We start from the raw sequence: 12,274 nt of genomic DNA, 5'->3' as shown, positions 1-12,274 counted from the left end.
TTTACTGCATACAGGAATGTATTCGAAGTGTTGCCTGGTCATGTTTATACCTGGTCGTCCAGCAAGCCGATTAACAGGTACCAATACTGGGAATTACCATTCAGTAACTACCAGGGAGCCAAGGAAGATGCGAAGAACGAGTTAAGAACCCGCTTTGTTGAAGCGGTGAAAAAACGCATGGTAGCTGATGTAGAGGTAGGGGCGTTTTTATCGGGAGGCATTGATTCATCACTCGTGGTTAGCGTGTTAACGAAAATATGCGGTATTCACCCAAAAACTTTTACCATTGGTTTTGATGAGGCGGCTTACGATGAAAGAAATTTTGCCAATATAATTGCAAAAGATTGTCAGACGGATCATTACGAAAAATGCGTTAATGTAGACGATGCCCCGGCTTTAAAAAGCTTGCTGATGAATCATATTGGGCAACCGTTTTTCGACTCTTCAGTATTGCCGACAGCGTTCGTATCCAGGCTGGCATCAGAGCATGTAAAAGTTGTTTTATCAGGCGATGGCGGAGATGAGCTGTTTAGTGGTTATCAGCGTTACATGGCACGCAATATTCTGCGTTGGTACTCGCGGGTACCGAAACCTCTGCGCAAAGGTATCAAAAGCATCATTCGGAAATTGCCTGAACCCATGGCGCACCATAGCAGGAGCGTATTAAAAAAGGCACACCTGTTTCTTGATGTGGTCGACCGGCAAACCAGCGAAACACCCTATATTGCACCAGTAATGTATTCGGATGATAACTTTCGCCAGTTCGCACCCGATCTGTTTGATAGAGGTCATCAACCACCTGATCTGGGTAAAGTCGAGACTGCTGATGACATATATAAAATGATGTATGCGGATTCGTTGATCTATTTACCACAGGATATTTTGTTAAAGGTAGACAGGGCGTCCATGGCAAGTTCTATCGAAGCCAGGGCGCCGTTTTTGGACAGCAGTATTATTGAGCTTGCTTACAGCTTGCCCCTGGATTGGCATCGGCATTTGGGGATTGGTAAATCATTTTTAAAATATACTTTTCAGGATTTATTGCCAGATGATATCTGGAATCGGAGAAAGCAGGGATTTGCCGTGCCAATTCATCGATGGTTCAGGGAAAGCATGGGCGATGAACTGTTGTCGCTGGTTGAAAAATCCCAAATAGGTATGAACAGGGAATTCATCGCAAACCTGTTGACTCAGCACAAATCAGGAAACAGGGATCATGGTAACCGCTTGTGGGCGATCTATGCCTATTTGCTATGGAAAAGCTAATGTCAACGGCAATTGTTTTAACCAGCTATTATCGGCCTAAGCCAGGCGGTTTCTGTAAACGCTACTTTCGGGCTATCAACGCCTTGCTGGAGCAGGGTGCGAAAGTCCATTACCTGGCTGTTGAACAGTTTCCCATAAAGCATGTGAATTGCCACTTTCACAGATTCCCATGGCCAAAAAACTATACCGACAATCTTTTATTCTGGATTTGTTTTCATCTGTTTGCACCATTATTTCTTTTATACATAGGGTTCAGGTTTAGAATTACTCATTCTTTTGCTTTCGGTGCCACTTATGCATTTTTGCTGCAGCCGCTTAGGTTGTTAAAACGGATTCCATTGGCGTTGTTTCTTCGCGGCGACGCCATTGCCAGTCATCGTGTTAAAGGGAAACCCGGCTGGATTATTCTTCTGGACCAGTTTTTTGAAGGATTGGCGATTCAGGGGGTTGGGCTATATGGTGTATCGGATTCATTAACCCTTACCGTGGTGGGCCGTCATGTAATATGCAAGCCTGCCCGGCACAGTACGCTTAGAAACAATCTCGATGTTTTTAAAGATAGCGACAGGGCCAGTTATGAACTACCACTAACCATTGGCTGTGTCGGTATCCTGGAAAAAACAAAAAACCAGCAGGTCCTGATTAAATGCCTGGACGATCTCGGCAGAGAGGCGGTTAAGTTGAACCTGTATGGCATAGGGCCAGACAGGGAAATGCTGATTACATTGGCAGAGAGGCTGGGTGTTAGCCATCAACTAGATTTCAAGGGATGGGTTAATTCGGAATCCATATGGCCCCACATTGACTTGCTCGCGATGCCGTCCTTGTATGAAGGCGCTCCCAACGCCGTATTGGAAGCCTTGTCGAATCGTATACCGGTTCTGGCCAGCGACATACCGGCTCACAGTGAAATATTGCCCGCGGAATCCCTGGTGCCAGTTGAAAGCGCAGCAGCCTGGAGTGAAAAGATTAAAAAATTAATAGCGAAAACCAGCTTGCTCAATGATCTACAGACAAGCCAGGAACGCTATTCGAAGAAACTACTATTCAACTGGGATAGTGAGATTTCAAACCTGATTCTGGAGGGTTGATTGTTGTCAAAAGAACCAAACAGTTCGGGTTCCGTTGTATTCGTTCTACCGTCACTCGATGCAGGGGGGGCGGAAAGGATAATTATTAATGTCGCAAATGGGCTATCAGAGGGATACGATGTTTATTTAGGGACGATTCGCCGTGGGGGTGACCTGCGAGATCTCGTGGCAAAAAATGTCAAAAATCTATTTTTAAAAAATAAATTTGCCTGGTTACTGATTCTGTTGTGGAAAGCTCGCAGGATAAAACCATGCTGCCTGGTTTCCACGAATTTTGATATCAATACAATTTTAATTCTTTTTCGATGGTTGTTGCCAGTTAACTGCGCTTTAATCATTCGGGAACCAACCCCGGTATATGCAGCCAATATATCCAGTAAATACCCCTTAGTCAGGATGCTGGCTTATAAATATTTATATCGGCTGGCAAACCGGCTCATTGTATTAACCGATGAGATGAAAAACGAGTTTGTTGAGCTCTGTCCCCATCTGGAATCAAAAATAATCGTCATCAATAATGGTGTTAATCCAGAGCGAATACTAAATCAGCATCAGGATATGCCGGACACTTTACCGGAAAATTACATTGTTACAGTGGGAAGGTTAGTGCATGAAAAAGGTCTGGATATCTTAATACCTGCGTTTAAAAATATTCATAGCAGATTTCCAGAGTGTAAGCTGTTAATTGTCGGGGATGGCCCGCAAAAAAAAATCCTGGAAAACCTGATCGATCAACTGGGATTGTCAGGGCATGTGAAATTGTTAGGTTATTCCAGGAATCCTTCTGCGCTAGTCAGGAAAGCCCGGCTATTTGTTCTGTCATCAAGATGTGAAGGCCTGTCTAATGCAATGCTGGAAGCACTCTGTTTAGGCGTGCCCGTTCTGGCTGTTAAAAAATATACCGGGGTAAATGGCATTATTAAAGAGAGCCAGACAGGCTTTTTAGTCGACAGCTGTTCTGTGTCTTCATTGGCAGACGGTTTACAGCGTGCGCTGGAAAAAGATGCGGAGTTTGATAGAAAGAAAATCGCTGATTGGGCCTGCAAGCGGTTTTCCAGGGAAAATCTAATTTCGGCATACAACGAGCTTTTCAGGAATTACTGTAGAAGAAGTTAACAGTGAGCGAGCGTGGGATGGAAAGTAATTCTCCGGCACTCTTTCTGCGCTGGCACTTTGTCTGTAACGGCACTTTGTCTGTACCGGCACTCGATCTGCAACGGCACTTTATCTGCATAGGTGTATCTGTTTTTCGTACAGGCAGTAAAATTTAACGGAGTTAACAAGATGAATGCAAACTTAGATGATATCAATAAAATAGATACAGACTTCCGGTTTGCATTTGGTAAAAACTGGAAAAAATATGTTCGCCTGGTTTCTGATGACAGGTTACAGTCCGCCATGGATTCCCTTAAGCACATGCTAAACGAGGAGTCCCTTGCAGGAAAAACATTTGTTGATGTTGGGTGCGGTAGTGGATTATTTTCCCTGGCAGCACTTAAGCTGGGCGCAAAGCAGGTATTGTCCATCGACTATGATGAGAATTCGGTTAATTGCGCGAAATATTTGAACAATAAATATGGTCCCTTCGATAACTGGCGAATTGAACAAGGCTCGATACTAAATAATGACCTGATAAAAACGTTTGGTGAGTTTGACTATGTCTATTCCTGGGGCGTGCTTCACCACACTGGTGATATGTGGAAGGCGTTTGAAAACGTTATCGATCTAATAGCGCCAAATGGCGTGTTGTTTATCACCATATACAACGACCAGTTCCTGATTTCGAGAATATGGAAAAAGATAAAATATATTTATAATAAGTCACCCAGGCCAGTTCAGTTCTTGATGGGAAATTTCTATTTTCTGATTACCGCTACCAGGGCTTTCCTTACGGATATCGTCAATGGTCGATCACCGCTTAATCGATACCGCAGTTCACACACCAGGGGAATGAACGCCTATTATGATGCGATAGACTGGATCGGCGGTTACCCGTTCGAAGTAGCAGAGCCTGGGAAAATTTTTGGATTTTACCGCGACAGAGGTTTCGAGCTGATCGAATTGTTAACCAGGAATGGCCCAGGCTGTAATGAATTCGTTTTCAGGAAAAAGCCAACAAAAGAATAGAATGAATGTCATCGGCTGTTTAAGGATTGGCAATTCTCAAAACGCCGATTTGCCTTAATATTCTTACCCATTATAGTTCGTCGGTTCGTCGGAACAGTTGCATAGCAGTGGTAATGGGCGACTCACAGATATTCTTCACACTTTAATCATTGTTGTATTCGCAGGACCAGAATTCTGAAACCAGGTTCACGATAGCAGTGGTGAAATAATAAACAGGAAAAACAGCGGCGCCTGAAGCAGCAGTGTCATCACTCGGCATTTAATCTGCATAGATAAGAAAGCATAAGACTTCGTGATATGCGCTTGAATGGTGAAAAAATATTGACAATAATATTATTTGATTCAATAAGTTATATGTTACTCAAATTGTCTGGCGTAGCCGCACATTTTGCTGGCAAACGCTACCTATTGCGGAGGCGCCTACCCGGGCTAGTTACCAGATGATTCACCCATTATCAGATGTTCAGAGCCAGAGCATTGGCAAAGGTACCAGAATTTGGCAATACGTTGTCATTCTACCTGAAGCCAGGATTGGTGGTGACTGCAATATTTGTAACAACGTGTTTATAGAAAACAAGGTAGCAATCGGTGATCGCGTAACGATTAAGTCCGGGGTGCAGCTTTGGGATGGTGTTACTGTTGAGGACGATGTTTTTATAGGACCCAACGTAACGTTTACCAACGACAAATTTCCGCGTAGCAAGCAACACCCTGAGACTTATGAAAAATCACTAATACGAAAAGGCGCTTCCATTGGCGCGAACGCAACCATTCTTCCCGGAGTCACCGTGGGAATGAATGCCATGGTGGGAGCAGGCGCTGTTGTCACACAGGATGTACCGCCCAGGGCTATCGTGGTGGGTAATCCCGCTAGAATTGTAGACTACGTTGATACGGAACGGTTTGCGCCCACAACAGAGCCAACCAGCGTCAATCATAAAAAGCCATCAAAAGTTAACGGTGTTCAGTTGTTCGAACTAAATCATGTCACAGATATGCGTGGTGACCTCTGTGCTGCTGAATGGGAAAGCGACTTGCCGTTTACACCGAACAGGGTGTTCTTTGTCTACAATGTTCCCGATGCCAAAGTGCGTGGTGAGCATGCACACAAGGAGTGCCATCAGTTCCTGGTCTGCGTGAATGGGTCAATGTCGGTTGTGGTTGATGATGGTGCTGCACGTGAAGAATATTTGCTTGATAAACCATGGCTTGGTATTTACATGCCACCTCGTACATGGGGGATTCAATATAAATATTCATCCGACGCGGTACTTATGGTGTTTGCCTCCCATGAGTATGATCCAGATGATTACATTCGCGACTATGAAGAATTTCTTAATGAAGTAAAGCCATGACCAGGATAGTGGTGCCATTTCTTGATTTGCACGCAACTTATCGGGAACTCAAGGATGAGCTGGATGCTGCTTACCAGCGGTTTATGGAATCCGGCTGGTATATTCTCGGTGAAGAAGTTGAAGCTTTCGAAGAAGAGTTTGCCAGTTATTGTGGTGCAAAATACTGTGTCGGCGTTTCAAATGGTCTGGATGCATTAAAGCTTGGCTTGCAGGCAGTCGGTATTAAAGAGGGCGATGAAGTGATTGTTCCTTCCAATACTTATATTGCCACCTGGCTTGCTGTGTCGCAGACTGGAGCGACTCCGGTACCGGTCGAACCGGATATTAAAACCTGCAACATAGATCCTCAAAGTATTGAGAAAGCGATTACCGGTAAGACAAAGGCAATTCTGCCCGTCCACTTATATGGCCAGCCAGCCGATATGGATCCCATTCTGGAAATCGCAGCGCGACATGGCCTGCTTGTCGTGGAAGACGCCGCACAAGCTCATGGCGCAAAATATAAAGATCGTGTAATAGGATCTATTGGTCATGTTACTGCATTCAGTTTTTATCCCACGAAAAACCTTGGCGCATTTGGCGATGCCGGTGCGGTGACGACTAATGATTCGCGTATTGCTGAGAAAGTCAGGATATTACGTAATTACGGGTTAAAGGAGAAAAACTATAACGAAGTGAAAGGTTATAATTGCCGCCTGGATGAACAGCAGGCGGCGTTTTTACGAGTAAAACTAAAAAAACTCGACGAATGGAATGGTCGGCGGCGTGCTTTAGCCAGTCAATACTTAGCTGGACTGGAAAAGGTTGCGAATCTTGTTTTGCCATATGTGCCTGACAGCATGGAACCTGTATGGCACGTATTTGCTATCTGTCACCCTAAACGGGATGAGTTACAGGCGCACTTAAATAGTGCCGGAATAGGTACGCTAATTCATTACCCCCTGCCACCGCATAAGTCAGAGGCATATATAAAAGACCAGGACTGGGGTACTTTTCCAATTGCAGAAGAGATTGCCAACACCATTTTAAGTTTGCCAATGGGACCCCATATTTCGCCCGAAAAAATTGACCTGGTGATTGAGGCGCTTCGAAGTTTTCCGGGCTGACTAACTCTACATGCATACAACAATTTATGAGCGAATACTTATGTAATCTGGTGGTACCAGGATTTCCCAAGTCAGGCACCAGTAGCCTGCATAGTTATCTTAACCAGCATTCCGAAATTTGTATGTCGTCTCCGAAGGAGTCGCATTATTTTGCTGTGGCGAAGAAATGGGAGCTGGGTGAAAATTATCACAATTCCTTATTTAGTCATTGCGCCCAGCAACATCGATACTATGGTGAATCGAGCACCATCTACTGTATTTGTGAAAAATCCGCCCAAAGAATCAAGCAGCACCTCGATGCGCCAAAAATAATCCTGTTGCTTCGAGATCCGGTCGAGCGGCTGGTTTCTCATTATAACTGGTTGTACAAGTTGGGCCTCGAGAACCGGTCAATTATTGAGGCAGTGGAAGAAAGTGGTGCCAGTTTCGATCCGGATTATCCAATACCGGGTGGCGGTAACTACATGTCATATCTTTCCTTTAGTTCATACTCAAAATATGTCCCGATGTGGTTGTCTTTGTTTAACGAAGATAATGTAAAAATCGTGGTCAGTGAAAGCTTATCCAGATTTCCTCTTCAGGTTGTTAATGAATGTTTGGAATTTTTAGGCTTATCACCGTTGGATGCAATAAACAACACTGTGCTAAATAAAACCAGCGATGCGCGGCACGTGTATCGAAAAGGTTGGGCGGCAACATTGGAATCATGTATTCCCCAGGCCTGGATCAATTTTGCGGCGAAAAGTGAGGTCGCTAAGAAGCTCTGGCAGCGTTGCTCCAATGCATCAAATGTAATAACCACACCCCAACTATCTGAAAGAGAAATGAACCAGTTACGTAAAGTCCTGCAGACAGAAACAGCGTTTTATCGTCGCTATTCTGATGCGGAATAAGCCAGCCAGTTATAGGGTGGACACCAATCAATGCAAGCAGTATTCAGAAACTAGATGAGTGATTCAGACAACAGCAGTGACAGTTCGCATCGGTCAATTTTGCAGTCCGCTGCGGTATTTGGTAGCGCATCGGCAATTAAAGTCATTGTTGGCCTGGTAAAAGTCAAGTTTGTTGCCGTGATGCTTGGTCCAGTGGGGATTGGATTGCTGGGACTCTACGAGACCTTGATGACCATGGTTGCTTCACTTGTCGGATTGGGCCTGGCTAACAGTGGCGTAAGGCAGATCGCCAGTTCCAACGGCGATACTGACGCTATTGCTGTCATTCGAAGCGTGCTTTGGTACACAAGTTTTGTACTGGGTTTGCTTGGCATGATTATGATGTGGTTGTTTCGTGACACGCTGGCGCTCTGGGTTTTTGATGACGCCAGTTATGCGCAAAATGTGGGGTATCTCGGAATTGCGGTATTGTTGACACTGGTCGTTGGTGCGCAAATGGCAGTGTTACAGGGGCTGCGTCGAATAAACGATATGGCGCTTGTCACCATAATAAGTTCGTTTGCGGGACTACTGATAAGTGTGGCAATTATCTGGTTGCTGGGTAACGGTGGCATCGTCTGGTACATTATAGCGGGCCCGGCAACAACTATCCTGGTGGCGGCCTACCTGATGCGTAAGCTGCCAGTACCTTCTGCAGGTATAAAAGCGATTGGTCAGGGGCAGGCCCATCTGAATACAATGCTGGTTCTGGGGGTAACTTTTATGGTTACCCAATTTATTACCGAGGCAACCCGGTTGGGAGTCAGGTCGTATATAGTCTCTGAGCTGGGAATCGATGCCAGCGGGCAGTTCCAGGCTGTTTGGGCCATCTCACTGACATACCTGGGATTTGTGATTACCGCAATGACTGCCGATTATTATCCCCGTTTAACGGGCGTTATCCATGATCCCGAAAAAGCGAATAAGATAGTTAGCGAACAAACAGAAGTTGCCTTATTGGTGGCGGGCCCCCTGATTCTGGTGATGCAGGCTTTGGCGCCCTGGGTTATACGAGTGCTGTATTCTTCGGATTTCCTGTCCTCCGTTGAAATATTACGCTGGTTGATTCTGGGTGATACGCTGAAATTATTGGCCTGGCCGTTAGGGTTTGTGTTAATCGCCAAAGGTAAATGGGGACTATTCTTTCTAACCCAGTTGGTGTGGAATCTGGCCTATTTGATTCTGGTCTGGACAGGCTTACCGAAACTTGGTTTAGCAGTAACGGGCATGGCATATGTACTGGCTTATTCCCTGGTCATAATTTTAAACACATTGATTGTTAAATGGGTGACAGGTTATCGGTGGGGCTGGCGCAATATCCTGACCGGTGCAGGAATATTTATCTTGTGCGCACTGATATATGGGTTATCAATCTGGTCGGTGACTATTGCTGCCATGGCGGGTGTGCTGGTAGCGGTAGTAACAGGCTGGTTTTCACTGAAAAGAATTGTTTCTCTAACGGGCGCAAATATAAAAATTTTGCAGTTAGAGTTTCGAGGGAAACCGCTGCTTAACTTTTTAATCAGTAAAAAACATCAGGAATAGGTGTCAATACCTGAATGTGTGAGTATTATTATCGCATAAAATAAATCCGGATAAGCAGATTGCAATGCAAAATATTTTATAGAGCTTGCGAAGAGTAGAAAATAATGACAAACATAGTAAGTGATCGCGGGATTCCAGGATGAAAATTCTGCTATTAGGTGATTACAGTTCCTTGCATGAGAATCTTAAGGAAGGCCTCCAGGAGCTGGGCTACGATGTGACGACTGCATCCTATGGTGATGCGTGGAAAAAAATAGGCTCTGATATTAATTTCAGTTCCAGCTACGGTGGACTTCTGGGTAGATGTATAAGATTTCTTAAGCCATGGCTGTTGTTACCAAAACTCGTTAACTACGATGTGGTCCAGTTGATTAGCCCCGTTATATTCCCGCCGATATGGTTTTATAACAGCTGTATGTTGAATATGATTGTAAAACGCAGCAAGAAATCATTTTTGCTGGTTGCCGGGGATGATTGCAAGTACTACGAAGTGTTGAATACCTTCCGGTATTCACCAACAGCCAGTTGGAAAAAATATGACAACAACGGCAAGCCAGCGGTATGGGAGTCGCGCCGGATTTGCAGGTGGAATGAAAAATTGCTGGAAAAAGTAGATGGTGTAATTCCCATTATGTATGAATACGCTCTGGGCTACCAGTCTCATAAAAAATTAAAAAATACCATAGCGATTCCCATTAATGTATCCAGGGTCAAGTATCAGGAAAACATCATTCGCGACAAGATCGTCATTTTTCATGGCATTATTCGACCGGGATTTAAGGGTACCTATATTATTAGCGAAGCATTGGAGATAATCAAAAAAAAATACCCCGATGATGTGGAAGTTGTTGTTAAGGGAAAAATTCCCCTGAAAGATTATTTGAAATTGATCGAACGGGTTAATATTGTGATAGACCAGGCGTATAGCTATTCTTACGCGTTGAACGCCCTGTATTCCATGGCGCTTGGTAAGGTGGTATTGAGCGGCTGCGAACCAGAGTGCATGGAAGCGTTAAAACTGGAAACCTGCCCGATTGTCAATATCAAACCGGAAGTTGATGATATTGTTAACAAGCTATCTGAGCTGATCAATAACAGGGAAAATATTCCGCAGCTCGGATTGGAGTCCAGGAAATTTGTCGAGCAATACCATGATTACAAAAAGATAGCGCAGCAGTATCTGGATACGTGGGGTGACTGACTGGCAGCGGGTGCATCGACCACGATGCCTTTATTTCTTAAAGGATTATCCTGGCTGTTGAATCTACGAGTCATCTCGTGCGGTTTTGCGTTGGTCGTCAGCGGCTCCTTTGTAATGCAGGCTGGAGATCTGTTCTGATAATATCCCAATAAGGAATACCAGGATTGAGGTGGTGAACAACAGTGCGCTCATATTGGTAAATTGCTTGTAGTTGATATAGGTGTATATGTAATAGGAAAGGCCAACTGCAAATATCGCAGCGCTAATCGGCAGGAAAAACCGCATGGGGGAGTATAAAGAGCCTATTTTAATAATAATGAGTAAAAACCGTGTGCCGTCTTTAATCAACTTGATGTTACTTTTACCCAGTCGTTTTGCGGCTTTGATTGGAACAAAGGTAACCGGCAAGCCGGATCTGAAAAACGCCATGGTACTTGTCGTTGGGTAAGAAAATCCATTGGGTAACAAATACAGAAACTTCCTGAAATGTCTGCTTCGTGTGGCGCGAAATCCCGATGTCAGGTCCAGAATTTTATTGCCCGTCATTATTGATGCCAGCTTGTTATAAAAACTGTTCCCCACACGGCGCAACAGGGAGGCATGGGTATCTATTTCCCGTGCACCAATGACCAGCTCATAACCTTCATCAATTTTTTCAAGTAATTTGGGTATGTCTTCTGGAGCATGTTGCCCATCGCCATCCATGAACACCAAAATGTCTCCGTTGGCTATTCTGGCTCCGGTTTTAATGGAAGCGCCATTACCCATGGAATACGGATGGGATATAACCTGAATGTTATTTTGCGCACATATTGCAGCCGTATCATCATCGGAACCATCATTAATAACAATAATTTCTGCGTTCGGCATTACTTCAATGAGTTTGGGTAGTAGCGATTTCAGGTTGTCTGCTTCATTTTTAGCAGGTATCACAATGCTTACAGACTGCCTGGTATTTTCGACGTTTTGAGACATGGTTGTTATGCGTGATGTTGATTAATTAACAAGCAGTAATTCAATCTATTAAAAGCTAGCCGCACACTGTTTATGCGAATCTAGATTTAACGTCTGATGCAAAGTGCCAGGTAACTATGTTCAAAGTATTAAACAACAAGTTTTAAATGCTAAGTCACTCTGGCGCAAGGTAACTACCTGTCGAGTAGCTACATATCAAACAGTTATTGCAAACTACACGCCATTATTACGCGCGTCCTTATCTATTTTAGCCATATTTCTGATTTTTGCCTCAAATTCAATAATTTTGGGAAGTTCAGAAGGAACCAAAAGCTTTTTTGTTTTTGCGGCTGTTTTGGCTTTTTCGAGGTACTGCAAGGCGTCGTTATATAATCCGGCAGACGCAAGAAGGGAAGCTTGCCTGATGGGGGCGGTGGGTAGTGGTTGGTGTTTATAGACTGTATCGAGTAAATCAATCGCCGGACTTAGCTGGCCAACCAGTACATGTAAGTCTGACTTTAGAAATAAAAGTTTGGCATAAATTCGACTATGCTTTTGCAATTTTGGAATCTTTTCAAGATGAGTAATTAACGATATCGCGTCATGTATGTCATAGTTGCTGCACTTTTTATTAACGATACTATCAACCAGTGTTTTTGTTATGGGTAATATTCCATCCGAATGTCTGGCAGTGGGT

The 12,274-nt window shown here is 44.2% G+C and carries 11 protein-coding genes; 9 read left to right on the top strand and 2 right to left on the bottom strand.

All coding sequences use genetic code 11. The features are described from left to right. From ACWVCM_RS08505 to ACWVCM_RS08465, 9 genes are all read left to right on the top strand, one after another. Window positions 1–1,266 (top strand): asparagine synthetase B family protein (locus ACWVCM_RS08505; RefSeq protein ID WP_455201308.1); only part of this gene is annotated, 1,266 nt, incomplete at its 5' end. Next, window positions 1,266–2,357: a glycosyltransferase family 4 protein gene (locus ACWVCM_RS08500; protein WP_455201307.1), complete on the top strand. Its 1,092-nt coding sequence runs from the start codon at window positions 1,266–1,268 to the stop codon at window positions 2,355–2,357. The genes ACWVCM_RS08505 and ACWVCM_RS08500, both read left to right, overlap by 1 nt. Next, on the top strand, window positions 2,358–3,473 hold the full coding sequence (locus ACWVCM_RS08495; RefSeq protein WP_455201306.1) for a glycosyltransferase: 1,116 nt from the start codon (window positions 2,358–2,360) through the stop codon (window positions 3,471–3,473). It abuts the gene before it with no gap. A 168-nt stretch (window positions 3,474–3,641) separates the two neighbouring features. Further along, window positions 3,642–4,484 carry a class I SAM-dependent methyltransferase gene (locus ACWVCM_RS08490; protein WP_455201305.1) on the top strand — a complete coding sequence of 281 codons (843 nt, stop codon included), beginning with the start codon at window positions 3,642–3,644 and terminating at the stop codon, window positions 4,482–4,484. Window positions 4,485–4,924: 440 nt separating this feature from the next. Then, window positions 4,925–5,839, top strand: coding sequence for a WxcM-like domain-containing protein (locus tag ACWVCM_RS08485; RefSeq protein ID WP_455201304.1), 915 nt, complete (start codon window positions 4,925–4,927; stop codon window positions 5,837–5,839). Then, entirely contained in the window at window positions 5,836–6,945 is a 1,110-nt protein-coding gene (locus ACWVCM_RS08480) for a DegT/DnrJ/EryC1/StrS family aminotransferase (RefSeq protein ID WP_455201303.1), read from the top strand. The genes ACWVCM_RS08485 and ACWVCM_RS08480 overlap by 4 nt, the downstream gene beginning before the upstream one ends. A gap of 26 nt (window positions 6,946–6,971) precedes the next feature. Then, entirely contained in the window at window positions 6,972–7,838 is an 867-nt protein-coding gene (locus ACWVCM_RS08475; protein WP_455201302.1) for a sulfotransferase domain-containing protein, read from the top strand. Between the two features lie 54 nt (window positions 7,839–7,892). Next, a complete protein-coding gene (locus ACWVCM_RS08470) occupies window positions 7,893–9,422 on the top strand; it encodes an O-antigen translocase (protein WP_455201301.1) in 1,530 nt (509 codons plus the stop codon). Window positions 9,423–9,561: 139 nt separating this feature from the next. Further along, complete coding sequence (locus ACWVCM_RS08465; protein WP_455201300.1) at window positions 9,562–10,623, top strand: hypothetical protein; 1,062 nt, start codon at window positions 9,562–9,564, stop codon at window positions 10,621–10,623. Between the two features lie 63 nt (window positions 10,624–10,686). On the opposite strand, the gene ACWVCM_RS08460 is transcribed toward ACWVCM_RS08465, so the two are convergent. Beyond that, window positions 10,687–11,598: a glycosyltransferase family 2 protein gene (locus ACWVCM_RS08460; protein ID WP_455201299.1), complete on the bottom strand. Its 912-nt coding sequence runs from the start codon at window positions 11,596–11,598 to the stop codon at window positions 10,687–10,689. A gap of 213 nt (window positions 11,599–11,811) precedes the next feature. After that, on the bottom strand, window positions 11,812–12,274 hold a 463-nt coding region (locus tag ACWVCM_RS08455; protein ID WP_455201298.1), incomplete at its 5' end, for a hypothetical protein.

The sequence above is a fragment of the Kaarinaea lacus genome (assembly GCF_975902315.1).
Note: the sequence above shows the minus strand (reverse complement) of the source record. Positions and strands in the feature narration are given on the sequence as shown.